The organism is Streptomyces sp. NPDC051218 (assembly GCF_044455475.1).
Taxonomy (GTDB): Bacteria; Actinomycetota; Actinomycetes; order Streptomycetales; family Streptomycetaceae; genus Streptomyces.
Genome location: NZ_JBITEU010000002.1, coordinates 216,742 through 238,603, shown reverse-complemented (window position 1 = coordinate 238,603; position 21,862 = coordinate 216,742). Strand labels below are relative to the sequence as shown.

21 protein-coding genes are annotated in these 21,862 nt (G+C 70.3%); 6 read left to right on the top strand and 15 right to left on the bottom strand.

The genetic code is table 11. The features are described 5' to 3' along the window. Window positions 1-102: 102 nt before the first annotated feature. The gene (locus ACIBCK_RS07515; RefSeq protein WP_399387660.1) at window positions 103-999 is read left to right on the top strand and encodes an endonuclease/exonuclease/phosphatase family protein; all 897 of its coding nucleotides are present in this window, start codon (window positions 103-105) and stop codon (window positions 997-999) included. Between the two features lie 71 nt (window positions 1,000-1,070). On the opposite strand, the gene ACIBCK_RS07510 is transcribed toward ACIBCK_RS07515, so the two are convergent. From ACIBCK_RS07510 to ACIBCK_RS07495, 4 genes are all read right to left on the bottom strand, one after another. Continuing rightward, window positions 1,071-2,033: an electron transfer flavoprotein subunit alpha/FixB family protein gene (locus tag ACIBCK_RS07510; protein WP_399387658.1), complete on the bottom strand. Its 963-nt coding sequence runs from the start codon at window positions 2,031-2,033 to the stop codon at window positions 1,071-1,073. A 59-nt stretch (window positions 2,034-2,092) separates the two neighbouring features. Then, window positions 2,093-2,878: an electron transfer flavoprotein subunit beta/FixA family protein gene (locus ACIBCK_RS07505; protein ID WP_399387656.1), complete on the bottom strand. Its 786-nt coding sequence runs from the start codon at window positions 2,876-2,878 to the stop codon at window positions 2,093-2,095. Window positions 2,879-3,118: 240 nt separating this feature from the next. Further along, on the bottom strand, window positions 3,119-3,628 hold the full coding sequence (locus ACIBCK_RS07500) for a flavin reductase family protein (protein WP_399387654.1): 510 nt from the start codon (window positions 3,626-3,628) through the stop codon (window positions 3,119-3,121). A 190-nt stretch (window positions 3,629-3,818) separates the two neighbouring features. Next, window positions 3,819-4,142, bottom strand: a complete 324-nt coding sequence (locus tag ACIBCK_RS07495; protein WP_399387652.1) for a thioredoxin family protein — start codon at window positions 4,140-4,142, stop codon at window positions 3,819-3,821. Window positions 4,143-4,367: 225 nt separating this feature from the next. Between ACIBCK_RS07495 and ACIBCK_RS07490 the strand changes: the two genes are divergently transcribed. Beyond that, entirely contained in the window at window positions 4,368-5,096 is a 729-nt protein-coding gene (locus tag ACIBCK_RS07490) for a lysophospholipid acyltransferase family protein (RefSeq protein WP_399387651.1), read from the top strand. 25 nt (window positions 5,097-5,121) lie between these two features. On the opposite strand, the gene ACIBCK_RS07485 is transcribed toward ACIBCK_RS07490, so the two are convergent. From ACIBCK_RS07485 to ACIBCK_RS07455, 7 genes are all read right to left on the bottom strand, one after another. Continuing rightward, window positions 5,122-5,829: a B3/4 domain-containing protein gene (locus ACIBCK_RS07485; protein ID WP_399387649.1), complete on the bottom strand. Its 708-nt coding sequence runs from the start codon at window positions 5,827-5,829 to the stop codon at window positions 5,122-5,124. A 41-nt stretch (window positions 5,830-5,870) separates the two neighbouring features. Beyond that, the gene (locus ACIBCK_RS07480; protein ID WP_399387647.1) at window positions 5,871-6,467 is read right to left on the bottom strand and encodes a transglutaminase family protein; all 597 of its coding nucleotides are present in this window, start codon (window positions 6,465-6,467) and stop codon (window positions 5,871-5,873) included. 86 nt (window positions 6,468-6,553) lie between these two features. Beyond that, entirely contained in the window at window positions 6,554-7,624 is a 1,071-nt protein-coding gene (locus ACIBCK_RS07475) for a threonine aldolase family protein (protein ID WP_399387646.1), read from the bottom strand. A 29-nt stretch (window positions 7,625-7,653) separates the two neighbouring features. Further along, window positions 7,654-8,424, bottom strand: a complete 771-nt coding sequence (locus ACIBCK_RS07470) for an SDR family NAD(P)-dependent oxidoreductase (protein WP_399387644.1) — start codon at window positions 8,422-8,424, stop codon at window positions 7,654-7,656. Beyond that, entirely contained in the window at window positions 8,421-9,836 is a 1,416-nt protein-coding gene (locus ACIBCK_RS07465) for a DUF6421 family protein (protein ID WP_399387642.1), read from the bottom strand. The genes ACIBCK_RS07470 and ACIBCK_RS07465 overlap by 4 nt, the downstream gene beginning before the upstream one ends. Before the next feature lie 81 nt (window positions 9,837-9,917). Further along, on the bottom strand, window positions 9,918-11,006 hold the full coding sequence (locus ACIBCK_RS07460) for an alpha/beta hydrolase (RefSeq protein WP_399387640.1): 1,089 nt from the start codon (window positions 11,004-11,006) through the stop codon (window positions 9,918-9,920). A gap of 398 nt (window positions 11,007-11,404) precedes the next feature. After that, complete coding sequence (locus ACIBCK_RS07455) at window positions 11,405-12,535, bottom strand: LLM class flavin-dependent oxidoreductase (protein WP_399387638.1); 1,131 nt, start codon at window positions 12,533-12,535, stop codon at window positions 11,405-11,407. Between the two features lie 176 nt (window positions 12,536-12,711). Between ACIBCK_RS07455 and ACIBCK_RS07450 the strand changes: the two genes are divergently transcribed. Next, window positions 12,712-13,257 (top strand): pyridoxamine 5'-phosphate oxidase family protein, encoded by a 546-nt coding sequence (locus ACIBCK_RS07450; protein ID WP_399387637.1) that lies wholly within the window; start codon window positions 12,712-12,714, stop codon window positions 13,255-13,257. Window positions 13,258-13,306: 49 nt separating this feature from the next. On the opposite strand, the gene ACIBCK_RS07445 is transcribed toward ACIBCK_RS07450, so the two are convergent. After that, window positions 13,307-13,873 carry a tellurite resistance TerB family protein gene (locus tag ACIBCK_RS07445; protein WP_399387635.1) on the bottom strand — a complete coding sequence of 189 codons (567 nt, stop codon included), beginning with the start codon at window positions 13,871-13,873 and terminating at the stop codon, window positions 13,307-13,309. A 151-nt stretch (window positions 13,874-14,024) separates the two neighbouring features. Here ACIBCK_RS07445 and ACIBCK_RS07440 point away from each other — a divergent pair, with 151 nt between their 5' ends. Together ACIBCK_RS07440 and rox are read left to right on the top strand one after the other, a co-directional pair. Beyond that, window positions 14,025-14,372, top strand: a complete 348-nt coding sequence (locus ACIBCK_RS07440; protein ID WP_399387633.1) for a VOC family protein — start codon at window positions 14,025-14,027, stop codon at window positions 14,370-14,372. Between the two features lie 172 nt (window positions 14,373-14,544). Beyond that, complete coding sequence (gene rox / locus ACIBCK_RS07435) at window positions 14,545-15,999, top strand: rifampin monooxygenase (RefSeq protein ID WP_399388868.1); 1,455 nt, start codon at window positions 14,545-14,547, stop codon at window positions 15,997-15,999. A 50-nt stretch (window positions 16,000-16,049) separates the two neighbouring features. On the opposite strand, the gene ACIBCK_RS07430 is transcribed toward rox, so the two are convergent. Continuing rightward, on the bottom strand, window positions 16,050-17,231 hold the full coding sequence (locus ACIBCK_RS07430; protein ID WP_399388866.1) for a hypothetical protein: 1,182 nt from the start codon (window positions 17,229-17,231) through the stop codon (window positions 16,050-16,052). A gap of 172 nt (window positions 17,232-17,403) precedes the next feature. Between ACIBCK_RS07430 and ACIBCK_RS07425 the strand changes: the two genes are divergently transcribed. Then, complete coding sequence (locus ACIBCK_RS07425; RefSeq protein WP_399387632.1) at window positions 17,404-17,976, top strand: dihydrofolate reductase family protein; 573 nt, start codon at window positions 17,404-17,406, stop codon at window positions 17,974-17,976. Between the two features lie 16 nt (window positions 17,977-17,992). Here ACIBCK_RS07425 and ACIBCK_RS07420 read toward each other — a convergent pair whose 3' ends face one another. Beyond that, window positions 17,993-19,630: an ABC transporter substrate-binding protein gene (locus ACIBCK_RS07420; protein ID WP_399387630.1), complete on the bottom strand. Its 1,638-nt coding sequence runs from the start codon at window positions 19,628-19,630 to the stop codon at window positions 17,993-17,995. Between the two features lie 4 nt (window positions 19,631-19,634). Next, entirely contained in the window at window positions 19,635-21,725 is a 2,091-nt protein-coding gene (locus ACIBCK_RS07415; RefSeq protein WP_399387628.1) for a hypothetical protein, read from the bottom strand. Window positions 21,726-21,862: the final 137 nt, after the last annotated feature.

Below are 21,862 nucleotides of genomic sequence, written 5' to 3'. Positions count from 1 at the left end.
TCTCGTCTGCCGGACCTCGTCCGTTCATCCCTGTCTCAGATCCTGCTTCCGCACTCGCGTGCCCGCACCTCATCCTGACCGCCACCCACTGAAGGAGACCGCGTGCCGAATGACACCCGAGTAACGCGCCGCTTCGGCCTGCAGACCGCGCTCGCCGCGGTGGCCGTGCCCTTGTTCACCACCGCGCTGGCCGCCTCGCCCGTCCACGCGGTGGAACGCGCGGGACGCCGCCTGGAGGTCATGTCGTTCAACCTCCGCTACGCGAGCACCACGCCGCCCAACACCTGGGCCGACCGCCGTCCGGTGACCCGGGAACTGCTGCGCCGCGCGCGCCCTCATGTCATCGGCACCCAGGAAGGCCTCTACCAGCAGGTACGGGACATCGACCAGGACCTGGGCCCGCACTACGACTGGATCGGCACCGGACGGGCCGGCGGCAGCCGGGACGAGTTCATGGCCGTCTTCTACGACACCCGCAGACTCGCGCCGGTCGAGTACGACCACTACTGGCTCTCGGACACCCCGGACGTCATCGGGTCGAACACCTGGGGCGGCGGTTCCATCCGTATGGTCACCTGGGTCCGCTTCCACGACCTGCGCACGGACACAGAGCTGTACGTCCTCAACACCCACCTCGACAACGCGAGTCAGTACGCACGCACGCGTGCCGCGAGTCTGATCGCCGAACGGATCGCCGCGCTCGACCCGTCCCTGCCGCTCCTGGTCACGGGTGACTTCAACGTCGCGGCGCACAAGAACCCGGTCTACGACACGATGCTGGGCGCCGGTCTCGTCGACACGTGGGACGCGGCGGACGAGCGCGGCAAGGCGTACGCCACCTTCCACGGATACAAGCCGCTGGTGCCGGACGGCGACCGGATCGACTGGATCCTGGCGACGCCCGGGGTGCGGGTCCACTCGGCGGCCATCAACACCTTCTCGCAGGGCGGGCAGTTCCCGAGCGACCATCTGCCGGTGCAGGCTTCGCTGAGCCTGTGACGCGGCGAGGCCTTCGCCGCCGCAGCTGTGCGCGGTGGCGAAGGCCTCGTACTCGTACCGTCTGAAGAGGCTCAGCCCTTGCGGGTGTTGACCTCTTCGGTGAGGGCGGGGACGACGTCGAAGAGGTCGCCGACCACGCCGTAGTCGACCAGGTCGAAGATCGGGGCCTCGGCGTCCTTGTTGATCGCCACGATCGTCTTGGAGGTCTGCATGCCCGCCCGGTGCTGGATCGCGCCCGAGATACCCGAAGCGATGTACAGCTGCGGCGAGACGGACTTACCCGTCTGACCGACCTGGTTGGAGTGCGGGTACCAGCCCGCGTCCACCGCCGCGCGCGAGGCGCCGACCGCGGCACCGAGCGAGTCGGCCAGCGACTCGATGAGGTGGAAGTTGTCCGCCCCGTTCACACCACGGCCGCCGGAGACCACGATCGCGGCCTCCGTCAGCTCCGGACGGCCCGTCGACTCACGCGGCGTACGCGCGGTGACCTTGGTGCCGGTGGCCTGCTCCGAGAAGGACACGGCCAGCGCCTCGACGGCGCCCGCGGCGGGCGCGGCCTCCACCGCGGCCGAGTTCGGCTTCACCGTGATGACCGGAGTGCCCGTGGAAACCCGGGACTTGGTCGTGTACGACGCGGCGAACGCGGACTGCGTGGCCACCACACCCTCTCCGTCGGCCTCCAGGTCGACGGCGTCGGTGATGATGCCGCCCTTGACCCGCAGCGCGAGGCGCGCGGCGATCTCCTTGCCCTCGGCGGACGAGGGCACCAGCACCGCGGCCGGGGACACCGCCTCGTAGGCGGCCTGCAGCGCATCGACCTTCGGCACGACCAGGTAGTCGGCGAACTCCGGGGCATCGGCGGTCAGGACCTTGACCGCGCCGTGCTCGGCCAGCGCGGCAGCGGTCTCGCCTGCGCCATTGCCCAGCGCGACAGCGACGGGCTCACCGACCCGGCGGGCCAGCGTCAAAAGCTCCAGGGTGGGCTTGCGGACGGCACCGTCCACGTGATCGACATAGACGAGAACTTCAGCCATGGGACTTCAATCTCCTGCGGTTACGAAGAAGTAGGGCGGATTTCAGGGGTGGCTGAAGCTCAGATGAACTTCTGGCCCGCGAGGAACTCAGCGAGCTGCTTGCCGCCCTCGCCCTCGTCCTTGACGATCGTGCCCGCGGTACGCGCGGGACGCTCGGTGGCGGATTCGACCTTCGTCCAGGCACCCTCAAGACCCACCTGCTCGGCCTCCAGCTCCAGATCCGACAAATCCCAAGCCTCCACCGGCTTCTTCTTCGCCGCCATGATCCCCTTGAACGAGGGGTAACGCGCCTCGCCCGACTGGTCGGTCACCGACACCACCGCCGGCAGCGACGCCTCCAGCTGCTCGGACGCGGCATCACCGTCCCGGCGGCCCTTGACCACACCGTCCTGGACGGACACCTCGGACAGCAGCGTCACCTGCGGCACACCCAGACGCTCGGCCAGCAGCGCCGGCACCACACCCATGGTCCCGTCCGTGGACGCCATACCCGAGATCACCAGGTCATAGCCGGCCTTCTCGATCGCCTTCGCCAGGACCAGCGAGGTACCCAGCGCATCCGTACCGTGCAGGTCGTCGTCCTCGACATGGATCGCCTTGTCGGCACCCATCGACAGCGCCTTGCGCAACGCGTCCTTGGCGTCCTCCGGACCCACCGTCAACACGGTGATCTCCGCGTCATCCGCCTCGTCGGCGATCTGCAGGGCCTGCTCGACCGCGTACTCGTCGAGCTCCGACAGCAGGCCGTCCACGTCATCCCGGTCGACGGTCAGGTCATCGGCGAAGTGCCGGTCGCCGGTGGCGTCAGGCACGTACTTCACGGTGACAACGATCCTCAAGCTCACGCCGGCTCTCCTACTGCATCGTCTTTACTCGGCTGCTGCCTTGCTCTGGCCACTGCCTTCCTGCAGGCAGCATAGGCGCCTGAAGGGGCGGATCCCGGTCGGGGCGGCCCGCGCTCCGACCAGAATATTACTCGCCAGTACACCTATTGCATTCCCACTAAGCAAGCGCTTTGAACTGTGACCTTCCCAACGCTCTGTAATCAGTCGCGAAGTGGGTCGTCCGGGAACTCCTGCCGGCCATCAGTCGCGCAGCGCGTTGAAGCGCCCCTGGTGGTACAGCAGCGGTCGGCCGGCGCCCGCGGGGTCGCCCACCACCGCCTCCGCTACGACGATCCGGTGGTCTCCGGCGGGCACCCGCGCCGCGACCCTGCAGACCAGCCAGGCCAGCGTGCCGTCGAGCACGGGGACGCCCTCGGGCCCCTCGTACCAGCGCGTGCCCCCGCCGAAGCGGTCGGCGCCGCTGCGCGCGAAGGTCGTGGCGAGGTCCAGCTGATGCTCGCCGAGTATGTGGACGCCGACGTGTTCGGCCTCGGAGACCGCGGGCCAGCTGGAAGCCTGCGTGCCGATGCCGAACGAGAGCATCGGGGGCTCGGCGGAGACCGAGACGAGCGAGGTGGCGGTGAAGCCGACGGGACCCGACGGGCCTTGCGCGGTGATCACCGCGACCCCCGCCGCATGCTGCCGGAAGACGGAGCGCAGGAGGTCGGGGGAGGCGAGCTGGGGCGTGCGGAGGTCGGGCGTGGCCGTCATGGACGTGTCCTTCTGCAGGAGGTACGAGCGATTCCGTGGCTGCTCAGCAGCCCGGACAGCGCGCACTTGCATGACGGGCGAGGTCCACGTGGACGCGCTCGTGGAGAAGGAGCTCCGGAGGCATGGGAGCAGGCTGGCGATGGATGCGGGGTGCAGTCAAGTCCGTTCCGCGATGTGAAAGGCGTATGGGTCATGCCCCTCCTCCCCCGTGGCCCGGGTCTCCCACGGCCTTGCCGAGGGCGGCGATCACATCGGCCTTGCGCGGCTGCCCGGTCGCGCGCGTCACGACCTGTCCGTCCGCGTCGAGCACCAGCACGGTCGGCGTCTTGAGGATGCGCAGTTCCCGTACGAGATCGAGTTCCGCCTCGGCGTCGAGCTCCACGTGGGACACGCCGGGGACCATGGCGGCCACCTCGGAGAGGACACGACGGGTCGCCCGGCAGGGCTGACAGAAGGCGCTGGAGAATTGCACGAGCGTGGCCCGCTCCCCCAGCTCCACCTCGCGTATCCGCACGTCAGCCTCCCGCCCCTCGCGTCATGATCCAACCGTCCCCGCCTTCAGCGTCCCGGCGCCCGTGGACATTCCCAACGTGACGAGAATCTCGCGCTCGCCGGGAACGATGGGTGGCCAGCGGTCCGTTCTTGGGGCACGATCTGCGCAACGCCGAAAAACCTACGGCTGCGTAACTTCCCGCCGGGAACCCCCTCCCCAGGCAGAAACGAAGGGTCATCCCCTCCCATGGCAGAGCTTGTCTACCGTCCGGTCATCGGTGCCGCCAGAACGCTGTTCAAGGCGTGGGACCTGAAGATCGACTGCAAGGGGTCGGAGAACATCCCTCGCACCGGTGGCGCGGTGCTGGTCAGCAACCACATCAGCTATCTCGACTTCATCTTCGACGGCCTCGCGGCTCTGCCGCAGAAGCGGCTCGTGCGCTTCATGGCCAAGGAGTCCGTGTTCCGGCACAAGATCTCCGGTCCGCTGATGCGCGGGATGAAGCACATCCCCGTCGACCGCAAGCAGGGTGAGACGGCTTACCAGCACGCGCTCGACTCGCTGCGCGCCGGGGAGATCATCGGCGTCTTCCCCGAGGCGACGATCTCTCCGTCGTTCACGCTGAAGAGCTTCAAGTCGGGCGCCGCACGCCTGGCACAGGAAGCCGGCGTCCCGCTGATCCCGATGGCGCTGTGGGGCACCCAGCGGCTGTGGACCAAGGGCCAGCCGCGCAACTTCAAGCGCAGCCACATCCCGATCACGATCCGGGTCGGTGAGCCGGTCGAGGCGCCGAAGGACCAGTTCGCGGGGGCGATCACCCGGCGCCTGCGCGAGCGCTGCCAGGAGCTTCTCGAAGCCGCGCAGCGCGCCTATCCCGTACGCCCCAAGGGCCCGGACGACACGTGGTGGATGCCGGCGCACCTCGGCGGCACCGCGCCGACGCCCGCCGAGGTGAAGGCCGCCGAGGCGAGCTGAATCGATTACTCGGGGCGCTCGGCCCTTATGCGGGCCGGTCGGACGCCCGCTCCGGCGCGCGGACGGTGAGCCGCGCGCCGGGGCTGAACTTCGCCAGCAGCTCGGCCAGTTCGGCGCCCGCTTCCTCGACGCCCGAGTCCGGCCCCATCCCCTCCAGCAGGAAGAGGGCGTTGACCGACTCCTCCGTGAGGCGGGTGCGCGGCCCCTGGCGCCAGTTCCAGCGGCGGCAGGTGACGCCCTCGTCGTCGCACCAGACGACCTCCCCCGCGTCCGGATGCTCGACGGCCTGCTCCCCCGCGGCCATGGTGGCGAAGTCCTCGGTGCCGTCGGCCCGCACCAGACGCATGCCGCCCTTGATGTGGTCGAGGTCCTCACCGCCGACCGGGATCAGATGGGCGACGCTGATCGCGTTGTAGACGTCGACGAGGGTGTTGATCCGCGGCAGACCACCGTCGGCGAGGGCCCGCTTGGCCAGCGCCTCGGCGGAGTTGCGCGTACGCGACGGCTTCGCGCCGAAGGCGGTGTACGCCGCGCGCCAGGCCACCATGTGCGGGTCCTCGTGCGGGGCGCGGCCGTCGAGCCGCTCGGTGAGGCGGCGCGCGGCCTCGTCGAGGAGGGCCGAAGTCCCGTCGCTGCTGGGGCCGTTGACGAGCCCGTGGGCCTCGATGGCGACGTGGGTGAAGCCGGGCGCGAGGGCGCGGACCTCGTCGGAGACGGTCAGGTCGATGGTCATGGTCCGTCGTGCCTCACAGTTCGGGCGTCAGAGTTCGGGCGTCAGAGTTCTGAGGGGTAGATCTTCCAGAGGTGCAGCCGGTCGCGGGCTTGCCTGAGCGCACCGAGCGCCACTGGACTCGGTTTAGCGTACAGGACTGGATAGTCCACTTCATTGGACTGCGGGTTCACGGGCCAGGCCAGCCGTTCCTCGCCGAGACGGAACTGTGCGTCGACCCCGGCCGGCATGTTTCCGCGCGGATCCTGCCGGTGCCACGCGCCGTCGAGGCGTACGGCGACGAGGCCGTGCAGGGAGTAGCCGCTGGTGTTGTCGTCCCGCAGCCGCTGATAGCAGAACGCCGTCGGGATGTCCTCGGCGCGCAGCAGAGCGGCCAGGGCGTGGGACTTGGCCGTGCAGATGCCGGTGCGCTCCCGCAGGACGTCGGACGCGCGCCAGGTGACCTCCATACGGCCCGAGTCCTGCGAGTGCGGGATGGCGTCGCGCACGAACTCGAAGGCCGCGTGGGCGTATGCGTATGTATCGGCGGATGCTTGTGCGAGACCGGCCGCCGTCTCGCGGACCAGTGGATGGTGGTGGTCGACCACCTCGTCGGCGGCCAAGTACGCCGACAGGTCAGGGTTTTCCTGGATCAGCTGCATGGCACGGGAGCATAGGAATACGACCGACCGTGAGTCAATGCAATTGCGGCCAGCCGTATACCTATGCAGTCAGCGAGGGGCGCTGCTCAGCGCGCCATTTCCTCCTTGAGGGCCGCGACGAACCCGTCCACGTCCTCCTCGCGCGTGTCGAACGCGCACATCCAGCGGACGTCGCCCGCCGCCTCGTCCCAGAAGTAGAAGCGGTACTGCTGCTGCAACCGCTCGCTCACGTCGTGCGGAAGGCGCGCGAAGACGGCGTTGGCCTGCACCGGGTAGAGGATCTCCACGCCGTGGACGGCGCGCACCCCTTCGGCCAGGCGCTGCGCCATCTCGTTGGCGTGCCGGGCGTTGCGCAGCCAGAGGTCCTTGGCGAGCAGCGCCTCCAACTGCACCGACACGAAACGCATCTTGGAGGCGAGCTGCATGGACAGCTTGCGCAGGTGCTTCATGTGCTTGACGGCGTCCTGGTTGAGGACGACGACGGCTTCCCCGAAGAGCGCGCCGTTCTTCGTGCCGCCCAGGGACAGGATGTCCACGCCGACCGCGTTCGTGAACGTCCGCATGGGGACGTCGAGTGACGCGGCGGCGTTCGATATGCGCGAGCCGTCGAGGTGCACCTTCATGCCGAGCTTGTGCGCGTGCTCGCAGATGGCGCGGATCTCGTCGGGCGTGTAGAGCGTGCCCAGTTCGGTGTTCTGCGCGATCGAGACGACCTGCGGCATCGCCCGGTGCTCGTCGTCCCAGCCGAACGCCTGCTTGTCGATCAGCTCGGGCGTGAGCTTGCCGTCGGGCGTCGGCACCGTGAGCAGCTTCAGGCCGCCCATGCGCTCGGGGGCACCGCCCTCGTCGACGTGGATGTGCGCGGACTCGGCGCAGATCACCGCGCCCCAGCGGTCGGTGATCGCTTGGAGCGCGACGACGTTGGCACCGGTGCCGTTGAAGACGGGGAACGCCTCGGCCGTGGGACCGAAGTGGCCGCGGATGACCTGCTGGAGGTTGGCCGTGTAGTCGTCCTCGCCGTACGCGATCTGGTGACCGCCGTTGGCCAGCGCGATGGCGGCGAGCACCTCCGGGTGGGCGCCCGCGTAGTTGTCGCTCGCGAACCCCCGTACACCCGGGTCGTGGTGACGGCGTGCGTCGGTCTTCGGAGGGTTCACGGCTTCTCTGTCACGGGTGTCGCGAGCGGTCACGGCTTCTCGGTCAGCCACAGGCGGGTTCCGTTCACTTCTCCGGCGGGCCGCTCCCAGACTCCGGCGATGGCCTCGGCCAGCTCCTTGACGTCCGTGAAGCCCGCGAACTTCGCGTTGGGCCGCTCCGCGCGCATCGCGTCGTGCACCAGCGCCTTGACCACCAGGATGGCAGCCGCAGACGTCAGGCCCTGCTCGGCCCCCGCCTTGCGGAAGGCGTCGCCGAGGGCGAGGGTCCAGGCCTCGGCGGCGGCCTTCGACGCGGAGTACGCCGCGTTGCCCGCCGTGGGCTTGGAGGCGCCGGCCGCGCTGATCAGGAGATAGCGGCCGCGGTCGCTGCGCTGCAGGCCGTCCTGGAAGGCGAGCGTGGTGTGCTGCACCGTACGGATCAGGAGCTTTTCGAGCAGGTCCCAGTCGGCGAGGTCGGTCTCGGCGAAGGTCGCGCTGCCGCGCCAGCCGCCGACGAGGTGGACCAGGCCGTCGATCCGCCCGAACTCCTTCTCGGTGCGGGTGGCCCACTCCCGGGCCGCGCCCAGGTCGAGGAGGTCGACCGTGTCGCCTATGACGGTGGCCCCGCCGTGCGCGTACCGCGCGGCGTCCACGGCCTCCGCGAGACGCGCCGCGTCGGCGTCGGACGCCACGACCGTGGCGCCGGCCTCGGCGAGCCTCAGCAGGGTGGCCCGGCCCGCGGGCCCGGCAGCCCCCGCGACCGCGACCACGGCTCCATCGAGTGCGGACATCGTCCTCGCCTCCTTGGTGCGGTCGCTCATGCGGCGACCTGCTCGGCGCGCGCCGCGGTGATCCCCTTGGTGGAGGCGATCACATGCTTGAGCTTCTTGGAGAGCGCCTCATAGAACATGCTGAGCGGAAATTCATCAGGAAGCACGTCGTCGACGAGTTTCCTTGGCGGAAGCTGCACATCCAGGGCGTCGGGTCCCTTGGCCCAGCGCGATCCGGGGTGCGGGGCGAGGTACTGGGACACCAGGTCGTACGCGGCGAACCAGTGCACCAGCTTGGGGCGGTCGATGCCCGCGCGGTACAGCTCCTCGATCTCGGCGCACAGCTGGTTGGTGACCTGCGGCGCGCGCTGCCAGTCGATCTTGAGCTTGTTGTCGGTCCAGCGGACCACGTCGTGCTTGTGGAGGTACGCGAAGAGCAGCTGGCCCCCGAGACCGTCGTAGTTCTTGACGCGGTCGCCGGTGACCGGGAAGCGGAACATCCGGTCGAAGAGGACGGCGTACTGCACGTCACGCGCCTGCGGGACGCCCTCGGCCTCCAGTTTCACGGCCTCCTTGAAGGCGGTGAGGTCGCAGCGCAGCTCCTCCAGGCCGTACATCCAGAACGGCTGCCGCTGCTTGATCATGAACGGGTCGAAGGGCAGGTCGCCGTGGCTGTGGGTGCGGTCGTGGACCATGTCCCACAGGACGAACGCCTGCTGGCAGCGGTCCTGGTCGCCGATCATCTCGCGGATGTCGTCGGGCAGTTCGAGGCCCAGGATCTCCACGGAGGCCTCGGTGACGCGGCGGAAACGGGCCGCCTCGCGGTCACAGAAGATGCCGCCCCAGCTGAAGCGCTCGGGCGCCTCGCGCACGGCGATGGTCTCCGGGAAGAGCACGGCCGAGTTCGTGTCGTACCCGGCGGTGAAGTCCTCGAAGGTGATGCCGCAGAACAGCGGGTTGTCGTAACGCGTGCGCTCGAGCTCGGCCAGCCAGTCCGGCCAGACCATGCGCAGCACGACCGCTTCGAGATTGCGGTCCGGGTTGCCGTTCTGCGTGTACATGGGGAAGACCACGAGGTGCTGCAGGCCGTCCTCGCGGTGCGCCGCGGGCTGGAAGGCGAGCAGCGAGTCGAGGAAGTCCGGCACCTGGAATCCGCCGTCCGCCCAGCGCCGCAGGTCCGTGCCGAGCGCCTGGTGGTACGCGGCGTCGTGCGGCAGGAGCGGGGCGAGCTGCTCGATCCCGGATATCACGCGGTCCACGGCGAGTTCGGCCACGGACCTCGCCGGGGCGTCCTCCGCGTCGAAGTCGATCGAACCGTCCGCGGACTGCCACGGGCGGATCTCCTCCACGGCGTCCTTGAGCATCGGCCAGGCCGGGTGCTCCACGACCCTTCCGATGGGGGCACCCCCATTCGCGGGAGAAACCGCCTCTTCCGCAACCCTCTGCACAAGAATTTCCGTCACTTGTCAACCTCCACGGGAGAACCTCGCGTCAGAACACCGTATGCGGGCGAGGTTCTCCGCCACAAGAGGGGGCTCGGGAGATTATCCTGTGACACCCCCAACATCACCGCTGATTTTCCTGTCGGACACCGTCGAGGCGACTGCTTCTGCCACTTCCGCCACCGCTGCCCGCGCATCGTCCAGGAGCTTCGGGAAGCCCAGGAAGCCGTGGAACATCCCCGGGTAATGCCCCCGCGTCACCGGCACCCCCGCCAGATGCAGCCTGTCCGCGTACGCGGCGCCCTCGTCGCACAGCGGATCGCAGCCCGCGGTGACGATGTGCGCGGGCGCCAGCGCGGTGACGTCGGCGTTCAGCGGGGAGGCGTAGGGGTGGGCACCGTCGCCGTCCGGGCCGATGTATTGCTCCCAGAACCAGCGCAGGTGTGCGGCGGTGAGGAAGTAGCCGGTCGCGTTCGACCGGTACGAGCCGCTGCCCTGCCCCGCGTCGAGCAACGGGTAGATCAGCACCTGGAGCGCCACGGCGGGCCCTCCCCGGTCCCGCGCCATCAGGGCCGCCACGGTGGCGAGGGCTCCCCCGCTGCTGTCCCCGGCCGTCACCACGGCCCCCGGGTCACCGCCGAGGCCACCCACCCGCGCCTCGGCTGCGGCCCAGCACAGGGCCGCGTAGGCGTCCTCGGTGGCCGCGGGGAAGCGGTGCTCGGGGGCGAGGCGGTAGGCGACGGAGACCACGACGGCCCCGGACTCCACGCAGAGGGTGCGGGCGGTGGCGTCGTGGGTGTCGAGGCCGCAGAGGGTGTAGCCGCCGCCGTGGAAGAAGACGACGGTGGGGCGGGGGCGGGTCCGCCCTGGTGGGCGGTAGACGCGTACGGGCAGGTCAGGAGCTCCGGCGGGGCCGGGGATGCGCCGGTCTCCGACGGCGCCCACCGTCGGCACGGCCTTCGCGGCGGAAGGCGTCGCGGCAAGGATGCGGCGAGCCTCGACCGCGTCCGTGACAGTGCCGCCGAGGTCGGGGAAGGCGGCACCGAGGGCATCGACCAGGGGCCGCGCCTCCGGGGCGAGGCGATCGCCGCGCGCGCTCGCTCCGGCCGTGCTCGCGGCGTGCGTGTTCGCAGGGTCCGTGCGCGCCCCGGCCGTGGTCGCAGGGTCCGTACTCGCAGGGTCCGGGCTCATCCCGGCCGTACTCGCAGCGTGCGAACTCGCGACGCCCGTGCCAGCCCCCGCCGCACTCGCGGCGTCCGTACTCGCAGCGTGCGAACTCGCGACGCCCGTGCCAGCCCCCGTCGCACTCGCGGCGTCCGCGTTCGCAGGGTACGTGCGCGCCCCGGCCGGACTCGCAGGGTCCGTACTCGCAAGGTCCGGGCTCGCTCCGGCCGTACTCGCGGCGTGCGTGCTCGCGGCGTGCGTGCCAGCCCCCGCCGGACTCGCGGCGTGCGAACTCGCGGCGCCTGTGCCCGCGGCGCCTGTGCCCGCGGGGTCCGTCCTCGCGACGCCCGTGCTCGCGGCGCCCGTACTCGCGGCGTGCGGACGCGAGGCAGGTTCCCGGGGGTTGCCGTCCCCGCTCGTCGGCATCATCCCGCCTCCTGGGCTCGGAAGTACGGGATGACCTTCTCGCCCCACTGCCGCAGGGTCTCCATGCAGGCGTCCTGCGGGACGGTGCCCATCTGGATGAGGCACATGATCTCGTCGGCGCCCGCGTCCCGGAGCCGTTCCACGTAGGCGATGGCGTCGTCGGCGGTCCCGTAGGCGTGGTCCGCGTTGAAGGTGGCCGTGGAGGTGGGCCGGACCGGGATGTCGTGCTCGTGCAGCCGCGCGACGACCTGCTCGGCGGCCGCACGCATCGCCGCCGCCTCATCGGCCCCCTCCACCACGGCCTCGTCGGGGATGCCGGCGCCGCCGTACCAGTGCCCGATGGACTGCGCGAAGAACCGCTGGCCACGGATGCCCACGCGCCGAGCCGCGTCGCGGTCGTCGAGCACGATGGTCGGACAGAGCACGGAGAAGTGGTCGTTCACGACACTGGACACGAAGCGCGCGTCGCCGCGGGTCGCGATCGCGGTGTCGTACGCCGTACGCATCTCGGCGATCGACTCGGGCCCCGCGAAGCCCATCACCAGCGCGCCGACGCCGAGTTCGGCGGCCTGGGTCAGGGTCTCGGTCCTGCTGCAGGCGAGGAAGAGCGGGGGGTGCGGAGTCTGCCGCGGCCGGGGCAGGATCGGATGCGGGTCGATGTCGAGCAGAGCGCCGTGATGCTCCAACTCCTCCCCCTGCCAGGCCTTGCCGATGATCTGGAGGGCTTCCTCGACCTCCTGGGTCGTTCGTTCCTTGTCGACGCCGCAGAGTGAGGTCTCCTGGAGCGTCCCCCCACGCCCCGCCCCCAGGTCGAGCCGTCCGCCGGACAGCAGATCGAGCATGGCGGCGCGCTCGGCGACACGCGCCGGGTGGTTGAACTTGAACGGCATACAGACCACGCCGTGCCCGATGCGGATGGTGCTGGTACGCGCCGCGACCCAGGTCAGGAAGATCTCCGGGGCGCTCATATGGGCGTACCACTTGAGGGAGTGGTGCTCGACCGCCCAGACCCGGTCGAACCCCATCTCCTCGGCCAGGACGGCCTGTTCGACGCTGTCGTGGATGAGTTGATGCTCGCGCTCGACGGTGGGGTCGGCGAGCTGCGCTTCGAATATGACGGAGAACTTCACGTGCCCTCCAGCGAGTTGAGCCGCTACGGTACGGCCACCCTTGTTCCGATTAGCCATATGACTAGTCGTCAGGTGCTGAAGTAGCAAGGGCTTCGCCCACTCCACTCCGGGCGCGTCCACCGAGCGCCGCCGGCCCGGGCTGCGTAGCCTTGGTCACAGGGAGAGAGGAGTTCCGCATGGCTCTGAAGCAGCCCAAGACCGAGCTGGACGCCCGCTACAGTTCCGCGCTCAACCCGCGCCCCGGAGCGGAGGACGTCACCGCCACCGACTGGGCCGAAGCCCAGCGCAGGATGCGTGCCGCCGAGGTCTTCTGGATCACCACGGTCCGGCCGGACGGCCGGCTGCACGTCACGCCGCTGATCGCCGCCTGGCACGACGGGGCGCTGCACTTCAGTTCCGGACAGGGCGAGCAGAAGGTGAAGAACCTGGCCGGCAACGCCCACTGCGTACTCACCACGGGGCACAACTCGCTCTCCGAGGGACTCGACATCGTGGTCGAGGGCACGGCCGAGCGGGTAACGGATCCGGCGCGGCAGGAGGCGGTCATCACCGCGTTCGAGGCGCAGTACCAAGACCACATCACCTCGCCGGAGGGCGTCTTTCACGGCTTCGGCGACAATATCCGCACGGGCGACGACCTGCTCTTCGCGGTGGCACCCGGCACGGCCTACGGCTTCGGGCACGACGGCCAGGTGTTCAGCCACACCCGCTACACCTTCTAGCGGGGCCGGGGCCCGCACCTCGGGTGCGGGCCCCTCCTGAGTGCGGACCTCAGAGACCGAACTCCTGCGGCGAGAGGTTGAGCGCCGCGCACGCCTCGCGCAGGACCTGCTCCTCGGCCGGGGCGATGTACCCGTCCGCGCCCGCGACGACGAAGCCGGTCTGGATCACCGCCTTGGCCTCCATCGGCTTCTTCGCCGCCTTGGCGATCTCCTGCATGACCTCGGTCCTGCCCTGCTGGAAGTTGAACGACAGCTGGTCCACGTGCTTGTTGAACCGCTGCTGCAGCTGCTCCGGCGGGAAGTTCTTCAGGACGTCGTTCTGCAGGATCAGCGACTCCACGTGCTGGCGCTCGGCCGGGTCGACCGAGCCGTCGGCCGCGGCGACGAGGGCGCACATGGCCATGCTGGCGTCACGGTAGGCACCGCTCTTGAGCTCCGTCTTGAGGGAGGCGAGCTGGGACTTGAGCACGCCCACGAGCTGCGCCTTCGACCCCCCTCCGGACCCTGACCCCGACCCCGATCCCGGCCCCGGGCGTCCGTGACCGCCGGAGCTCCGTGCCCCCTGCGACTGCTGCAGACCCTTGGCCTGGTCCTTGATCCGGTCCCACATCGCCATCCGTGCCACCTCGACTGCCTGTTAGCTCGTCCGCGCGCGTTCCACGCGTCCTCCTGCCAACGCCTCCCCGCCCCTCGAAGTTCCGTTGCCGGCGCCGGGCGCACTGAGAGAATCACGGGCACGCCGGACCCCTCAGCCGTCAGGAGCCCCCATGCCCATCCGCCGTGCCATGCCCGACATCCGCACCGAGGCCATGGAGGAGAGCCGGGACTTCTACGGCCTGCTGGGGTTCGAGGAGGTCATGAACCTCGGCTGGGTGATGACGCTCGGCTCGCCATCCAACCCCACGGCCCAAGTCACCTTCATGAGCCACGACAAGACGGCGCCCGTCGTGCCCGACATGAGCGTCGAAGTGGACGACGTGGACACGGTCTACGCGGCGGTGCGCGAGAGTGGCGCGGAGATCGTGCATTCCTTGCGGGACGAGGAGTGGGGAGTGCGCCGGTTCTTCGTACGTGATCCCAATGGGCGGGTCATCAATGTGGTGAGTCATCGGTGAGCCCGGCGTCCTGCGTCCGACGCCCGACATGACAAAGGCAAGGAGTGTTCGAACTCCTTGCCACTCTTAACTTATAACGCATGGGGGGCCTTGCGGCAAGGCCCCGGTCCTGCCGCACAATCATCCGCCTGAGCCAGGACGGCCTGAGCCAGACTTGAGCGAAATGAGAACAATGATTGACGTGATCGTGGTCGGCGGCGGACCCACCGGTTTGATGCTGGCGAGCGAGCTGCGACTCCATGGCGTGCACACCGTCGTCCTGGAGAAGGCGGAGAAGCCCACCGCGCAGTCCCGCGGACAGGGCCTGCACGCACGCAGCGTAGAGGTGATGGACCAGCGCGGCCTGTTGGACCGGTTCCTCGCGATCAATGAGAAGTTCCAGGTCGGTGGCCTGTTCGGCGGTGTCATCAAGCCGTGGCCGGACACGCTGGACACGGCGCACCCGTACGGGGTGGCAACCCCGCAGCCGGTCACCGAGCGGCTGTTGAACGAGCGCGCGGTCGAACTCGGCACCGACATCCGGCGCGGCTGCGAAGTGGTCGGGCTGAGCCAGGACGACGAGGACGGCGGCGGGGTGACCGTCGAGCTGGCGGACGGCACGCGCCTGCGCGCGCGTTACGTCGTCGGGTGCGACGGCGGACGCAGCGCCGTGCGCAAGCTGCTCGGCGTCGGTTTCCCCGGCGAGCCCGCCAAGGTCGAGACCCTGCTCGGCGAGATGGAGGTGACCACGGACCCCGAGACGGTCGCCGCCGCCGTCAAGGAAGTGCACAAGACCCAGCTGCGGTTCGGCATCGCCCCGCCCAACGAGGACGGGATCTGCCGTGTGGTCGTGCCCGCCGTGGGTGTGGCCGAGGACCGCGCGGCCGAGCCGACGCTCGACGACTTCAAGCACCAGCTGCGGGCCTACGCGGGCACCGACTTCGGCGTGCACTCGCCGCGCTGGCTCTCCCGGTTCGGCGATGCCACCCGGCAGGCCGAGCGCTACCGGGACGGCCGGGTGTTCCTCGCGGGCGACGCGGCGCACATCCACCCGCCGACCGGCGGCCAGGGGCTCAACCTCGGTGTGCAGGACGCGTTCAACCTCGGCTGGAAGCTGGCCGCGGCGGTCGAGGGCTGGGCACCGGACGGGCTCCTCGACACCTACCACGCCGAACGGCACCCGGTGGGTGCCCGCGTCCTTGCCAACACCCGGGCGCAGATCACGATGCTCGGGGACGACCCGGGGGCGACCGCGCTGCGTGAGCTGTTCTCCCGGCTGATGGACTTCGAGGAGGTGAACCGGTACGTGACCGGGATGATCACCGCGGTCGACGTCAGCTACGACTTCGGCGGGGGCCACGAGCTGCTCGGCCGGCGCATGCGGGACGTGGAGCTGAAGCAGGGGCATCTCTACGGGCTGATGCACGAGGGCCGCGGCCTGCTGCTCGACCAGACCGGCAGGCTCTCGGTCGAAGGGTGGGCCGACCGGGTCGATCACGTCGTCGACGTCAGCGACGAACTGGACGCGCCCGCCGTGCTGTTGCGGCCCGATGGTCATGTGGCCTGGGTCGGTGAGGACCAGCAGGAACTGCTCGGCGAACTGCCGAGGTGGTTCGGCGCATCGAGCACCCGGAGCGCATCGAGCTAGGACGCCCGCGCGCGCATCGGGCCGTACGAGCCGGTAGGGCCGTACGCGCCTCAGCCGACCTGCGTGTGGAACTGCACGAGGCGCTGCTGTACGAGGTTCGCCGTGCCGCGCTGACGGCCCGGCACGCGGCGTCTCAACGCGACCAGGGCCGGGCCGAGTTCGCGGACGGTGGCCGGGTCGCGGAGCTGCTCCCACTGGTGGTGTGCCAGGTCCGCGGCGGCCTCGACGTCAGGGTTGTCGGGGGCCTGGCCCGCCGTGATCCTGGTGGAGACCACCGCGAGCCAGATCGCGCAGCTGCGTCCCGGGTCCTTCGCGAAGATCGCCAGATGTCCGCGGACCTCCATCCAGTGCACCACCTCGGGCGAGGACGCACCGTACGTACGCAGTGCCTCCTGCTCCCAGGCCGCCGCCATGGCCGCGGCCTCGCCGTGCCGTCCCGCCTCCACGGCCTTGGTGATCGCCGCATGCGGGTCCGCGCCGGCGGTCCGCGGCGCCGTGGAAGGCGGCGCACCGGGGGCGCCGGAGGTGGGGCCGTGCTGGGCGGGCACTGACACCCCGCTTCCCCGGGTGCCCCCGAGTCCGCCTGTGCGGAAGGCGACGGCGGGGTCGGCGGAGAGCAGCACGATGCCGGACGCGCTCTCCTCCATCGTCTGGGCGGCGACGTGTTGGTGCAGGTCGGGCAGCGGCGGCCGGTGCCCGCTGCGCAACACCGTCGCCAGGGCCTTCATGTACGAGGGCGCCGCGACGGCACGCCGGCCCGGCGGCGGCGCGATCCGTCCGTACAGCGCGACGCCCGGCCCCACGTCCAGGGGGCGCTGCGCAAGCTGCTGCCAGCTTTCCGTGTCGGCGTGCAGGTCGGCGATGACGGTCGTCCTGCCGGGCGGGCGCAGCCGCAGCTCCTGGGCGATCCAGTGCCAGGGGAAGCCGGTGTAGCGGACCGTCGCCGCCGTGGTCCGCGCGAGCGCCACGTGCTGCAGTCGCTGGCGGCGGTCGAGGTGCAACTGCCCTACCAGGTACACCGTCAGGGGCCCCGGCGCCATCGCGGCCGCACGCAGCCGCGTGAGCACGGTCTGCGGATCTAGCGGGTCCGCGAGCTCCACGACACTCGCGGTCGCGGTACCGGCGAGCACCGCCGGCGACACCGCGGCGAGCACGGGCAGCACGGAGGCCGCGTCCACCATGCGGGCCTTGCCGACCGGCGCTGCCGCAATCAGCAGCGCGGTCCCCGGCACCGTCCCCTCCCCATCAGTCACCAGAGCACCGTATCCGCTGCTCACCCCCGGGGCGTCCGGTGGTCACCATTTCACGCGGCCGGCGATGAGTTTGCGTGTGTACGGCGGTCAACAACCCCGTAACCACGATGATGAAGCGCCGACCGGTGAAGACCCACCAGGAGATCCCGACATGCGTACGTTGATCAGCACTGCTTTCGTCTCCCTCGACGGTGTCGTGGAGGCCCCGGGCGGCGAGCCCGGCTACCGGAACTCCGGCTGGACCTTCAAGGACATGGAGTTCCTGCCGGAGGCGTACGAGATCAAGGGCCGGGAGCAGCAGGAGGCCACCGCGATGCTGTTCGGCCGGGTCAGTTACGAGGCGTTCAGCCCGGTCTGGCCGGGCATGGAGGAGTTCTCCGAGTACAAGGACATGCCGAAGTACGTCGTCTCCGGCACTCTCACCGAGGACAAGCTGGTCTCCGGCTGGGGCGAGCAGACGATCCTGCGCTCGCTGGACGAGGTCGCCGCCCTGAAGGAGACCGAGGGAGGCCCGATCATCATGCACGGCAGTGCCACCCTGAACCGGCACCTCTCGGACGCGGGTCTGATCGACCGCTACCACCTGCTCGTCTTCCCGCTGCTGCTCGGCGCGGGCAAGCGCCTGTTCAGCGACACGGACAAGGACACGCAGAAGCTGCGGCTCGTAGAACACGAGGCCTACGCCAACGGCCTGCAGAAGAACGTCTTCGACGTCATCCGCTGAGGCCGCGCCGCCGCCCTTATCCGCCCCGTACGACACAGTCCTCCGGCTGTGGCTCGCCCGTGGGCCAGGCGAGGCCGATGAAGTCCAGGGTGCCCGGACCCTCCTTCGTGCCGGGTTTCAGGGCCACGACCGCCAGGGGCTTGTCGTACGGGTTGCCTGCCTTGGTGAGGCAGATGCGGCCGCTCGTGCCGTCCACGCGGTTCTTCGACTGCATCGTGGCCCAGCGGTTGCCCACCTGTTCGGCGGAGGGGACCGCCGCGCCGGTGGGCTTCGCGCCGCGGATCGCCTCGACCGCGGTGCGCACCCCGTCGTGCACCATCATGGTGCGGGAGTCGCCCAGTTGTACGTCGCCGATCTCCCGGCCCGCCGAATGCAGTGCGGTGATCGTCTGCTCCAGTCGGCCGAGCTCGGCAAGCGGGTCGTGCAAGTAGCCGGGGGCCTTCGACGCGGGGGGCTTCTTGCCTGTCCGGTCCTCTTCGCCCTGCTGCCACTTGCCTATTTCGGTGCTCCAGGATTCGGGGTGAGCCGGCGCCGCGTACTGCACCGTCAAGCGGGGTTTGCCGGAGCTGTCGCGCAGTTCTGCCCAGTCCTCGTCCGTCATCCGGTTGTTCAGCGAAGCCGCGTCCGAGCCGGAGACCACGGTGAACTTCCGGTCCTCGCACGCCTCCTTGGCCAGGCGCTTGAGGAACAGCCGAAGGTGAGTGGAGCGACCCGCGAAGTAGACCGTGTCCGCACCCGAGTTGCAGATCGTGTTGACCGTCGGTCTGAACTGGTTGTCCACGTCCCCCGGGTCCGCGACTCCGGGCGACGTGAAGGTCATGTCGTCCGGGCCCGCGGGTCCGTCCTCCGGAAGCCCCTGGAAGGCGCGGGCCAGTGAACGGACGTACGGGTCGGGGCGGGTGTCGCGGACCAGGACGGTCTGGCGGTCCTTGCGGCTGCCGTTGTAGTCGGCCAGCGCCCGCGCCTGTTCCTCGTTGGTGGGGATGATGCGGGCAAGCCCCTTGAAGTCGTACGTCCCGTCCTTGCTCTCCTGGTTGGCGAGCGTGCTCGCCGAGGCCCGCGCCACGAGCACCGGCACCTGCTGCTCGGTGAGGCTGCGCACGGCCTCCTTGGTTTCGTCGAGGGAGAGGTTGAACCCGGTCACCGCGCGCAGGTTGTCCCGGTCGGAGCGGGCCATCCGCACCAGGTCGGGCACCACTTCTCCCTGCCGGGCGTAGTCCTTGCCGGGGTTGGCAAGGACAAGGCGCACCACCGGCTTTCCGGGCTCCCTGTTGAGGCGGTACTGCGCCAGGAACGCGCCCTGCAGTTCGCTGCGCAGCTGACGCCGCTCGGCCTTCGAGTCGGGCTGCAGCGGGAGCATCATCGCCACGGTGACGTGCGGCTGTTCGTCGATGCGGCGGTTCTCCTCGGCGATCCTGGCCGCGACCGGCGCGATCTCCGGCTCCCCGAAGTCGTAGCCGGAGCCGTTGATGCCTATGCACTCGCCGCCGGACTCGGTGACGCCGTCGGCGCAGTTGTCCGCGTCCTCGTTCAGTTTCGAGACGAGGCCGTACGCCCCGACGGCGATGAGAGCCGCCAGAGCGCAGGTGAAGATCTTCTTCAGCAGCGTGTTCCACAGGTGCTCGTGCAGCCAGTCGGCGGTGGTCCGGAACATCCCCTCAGCTCCCCTCTCCGATGTGGGCCGTGCAGGAACAGGACTGCAGGGGCTGGCGGTTGCGGGCCCTGCGGTCCCACTTACCGGCCCGCGCCGCGAGCACCGGCGCGGCCCCCGCGTACTCCCGGGCCAGCTCCCGCAGCAGCTGCGCCATCCGGTCCGCCGCCGCGATGTCCGGCGGTCTCGTGCGCTCCTCGCAGAGCCACACGGCGTGCAGCAGCTCGTCCAGCTGGCGCTGCAGCTTGGTGCCGTCGACCTGGGCCACCGTCATCCGGGCGTGCCGCTCGTCGTGGCCGCCGGGCGAGGGTGCCTGGGCGAGCGCGAGCAGTTGGTCGCACCACTCCTCGGCGCCCACGCCGTCCGCCGGGAACGTGGCGGCCAGGTGGTGCACGGCTCGCTCGGGGCCGGTGGCGACCAGATCGTGGTTGAGGCCGTGCGCCGCGGTGCTGCCGAAGGCACGGTCGGGCGACTCGGCCCTGCTGCGGTAGTGGTCGTGCAGGAGGCTGTGGTTGCGGCGCCATTCGGCGCCCGCGTCGGGCGGCCCGTGCAGCCTGCTCATCAGGAGCTGCCGCAGGCCGAAGTCGCCGATGAAGTGCCGCTCACAGGCGGGCCAGCCGCTTTCCAGGAGGTGCCGCCCCACCTCGTCCGCGGTGAGCCCGCCCGCGATGTGTTCCAGTTGCGGGCTGCGCAGCAGGGCGCGGGCGCAGTCGCCGGTGTGCGTGACCGACAGCTGGGTCAGCAGGTCGAGCCAGCGGTCGGTGTGCTCGACGGGCAGCCGCTCGGGCAGCTGCCTCAGGACCAGCTCGGCCAGCAGAACGTCGCGCACCGCGCGCGGCTCCCCGTCGAGACCCGCGGGCTGGTCGAGGAGTTCCCGGTCGTTGTCCAGCTCGGGCAGCTCTCCTGCCGCCTCGACGAGACGCTGCACCATCCGGGGGCGGCGGCCCGAGAGGCGGTGCACGGCGCTCTGTGCCCGGCGCAGGTGTGCCGCCTGCGGCGCACCGCCGGTGTGGTGTTGCAGCTCCTTTTGCAGGTGTTCCGTGGTGAGCAGCGGCATCCGCAGGAGCAGCACACCCTGCCCCAACCGCCCACGCGCGGGCAGGCGTTGCCAGCGAGGCGGCTCTTCCTGGTCCGGCCGGTAGTCGGCAGGGTCCTCGGTGCGCGGCTCGTCGGCCAGGAACAGCGGCTGCGCCATGCGTTCGCTCGCCACGAGCACCGTGCGCTCACGGTGACCGTCGGCCCGGTCGCCGAGCGCAGCCGCCAACAGCACTCTGCCCACCGGCCAGTTGGAGTGCTGGAGCAGTACGGCGGGGCGGCCGACCCGGGTGAGTGCGGCGCCCATGCCGGTGTAGGCGGACTCCAGGTCCTCGCGCAGGGCCCGGAAGAGGAAGCCTTCCGCGAACTGCCTCTCGCCGCCCTCCTGTTGGAAGTCCTGGGCGAGCAACCGCAGCCCGGCCTGCGCAATTCCGGTGGCGGCGGGGTAGTCGCCGTAGGTGGCGCGCACCGGTTCGGCTCCGGTGCTCTCCAGCTTCGCCAGGAACTCCGTCAGCGCGGCGCCCACCAGCGGCGCGGCGGCGGGGGCGACCACTCCGGCGAGGGCGGACAGATATCCGGTCAGCAGGTTACGGACGAACCGGCCGAGCCCTCGCTTCGGCTGCACCAGCGCACGGTAGCGCTCCAGTTCCTCTTCGAGTTCGCGCCGCCGCAGCCGCGCTCCGGCCGCCACCGCCGCCATCCCGGCGAAGAACCGCGGCGTGGGGAGCGGGCCTCCGGGGCCCTGCCACTCGCTCATCCGCAGGGCGACGTCGTACATCGCCTCCGTCGCTTCCGAGCGGCAGGAAGGGCGGCGCGCGGCCTCTTGTGCGTACCGGGTGTCCGCACAGTCCACGTGCGCCACCGGCACCTTCCGCCCGAGCCGGTCCCGCAGCAGCTCCAGGAGTCGCTGCTTGCCCATGCCGGGGCCGCCGGTGAGCAGCACGACGGGCAGGTCGGACTCGTACAGGAGCTTCTCGTCGCGCCCGCGCGCGTTGCGGCCGAGCAGCCTGGGGAAGAAGCCCTCGTCCTCGATGAGCCCCTCGAAGCCCAGTTCCCGGCTCATCCGGCTTACCCCCGTGCCGTGCGTGGCCGCTGCGCGGCAAGTGGTCAATGTCGCACGGAGCGTACTTGGCATGTCTTCCGAATACACCAACTTTCCCGCAGGAAAGGTCAGTTGTCGTATTCCCAGCGCACGGGCCC

What these genes read in the sequence shown, in the direction of transcription:
- ACIBCK_RS07425 (WP_399387632.1), top strand. Translation starts at nt 17,404, where the DNA reads ATGCGTACGTTGATCAGCACTGCTTTCGTCTCCCTCGACGGTGTCGTG.
- ACIBCK_RS07415 (WP_399387628.1), bottom strand. Translation starts at nt 21,725, where the DNA reads ATGAGCCGGGAACTGGGCTTCGAGGGGCTCATCGAGGACGAGGGCTTC.
- ACIBCK_RS07500 (WP_399387654.1), bottom strand. Translation starts at nt 3,628, where the DNA reads ATGACGGCCACGCCCGACCTCCGCACGCCCCAGCTCGCCTCCCCCGAC.
- ACIBCK_RS07485 (WP_399387649.1), bottom strand. Translation starts at nt 5,829, where the DNA reads ATGACCATCGACCTGACCGTCTCCGACGAGGTCCGCGCCCTCGCGCCC.
- ACIBCK_RS07440 (WP_399387633.1), top strand. Translation starts at nt 14,025, where the DNA reads ATGCCCATCCGCCGTGCCATGCCCGACATCCGCACCGAGGCCATGGAG.
- ACIBCK_RS07490 (WP_399387651.1), top strand. Translation starts at nt 4,368, where the DNA reads ATGGCAGAGCTTGTCTACCGTCCGGTCATCGGTGCCGCCAGAACGCTG.
- ACIBCK_RS07420 (WP_399387630.1), bottom strand. Translation starts at nt 19,630, where the DNA reads ATGTTCCGGACCACCGCCGACTGGCTGCACGAGCACCTGTGGAACACG.
- ACIBCK_RS07460 (WP_399387640.1), bottom strand. Translation starts at nt 11,006, where the DNA reads ATGAGCCCGGACCCTGCGAGTACGGACCCTGCGACCACGGCCGGGGCG.
- ACIBCK_RS07480 (WP_399387647.1), bottom strand. Translation starts at nt 6,467, where the DNA reads ATGCAGCTGATCCAGGAAAACCCTGACCTGTCGGCGTACTTGGCCGCC.
- ACIBCK_RS07445 (WP_399387635.1), bottom strand. Translation starts at nt 13,873, where the DNA reads ATGGCGATGTGGGACCGGATCAAGGACCAGGCCAAGGGTCTGCAGCAG.
- ACIBCK_RS07450 (WP_399387637.1), top strand. Translation starts at nt 12,712, where the DNA reads ATGGCTCTGAAGCAGCCCAAGACCGAGCTGGACGCCCGCTACAGTTCC.
- rox (WP_399388868.1), top strand. Translation starts at nt 14,545, where the DNA reads ATGATTGACGTGATCGTGGTCGGCGGCGGACCCACCGGTTTGATGCTG.
- ACIBCK_RS07510 (WP_399387658.1), bottom strand. Translation starts at nt 2,033, where the DNA reads ATGGCTGAAGTTCTCGTCTATGTCGATCACGTGGACGGTGCCGTCCGC.
- ACIBCK_RS07470 (WP_399387644.1), bottom strand. Translation starts at nt 8,424, where the DNA reads ATGAGCGACCGCACCAAGGAGGCGAGGACGATGTCCGCACTCGATGGA.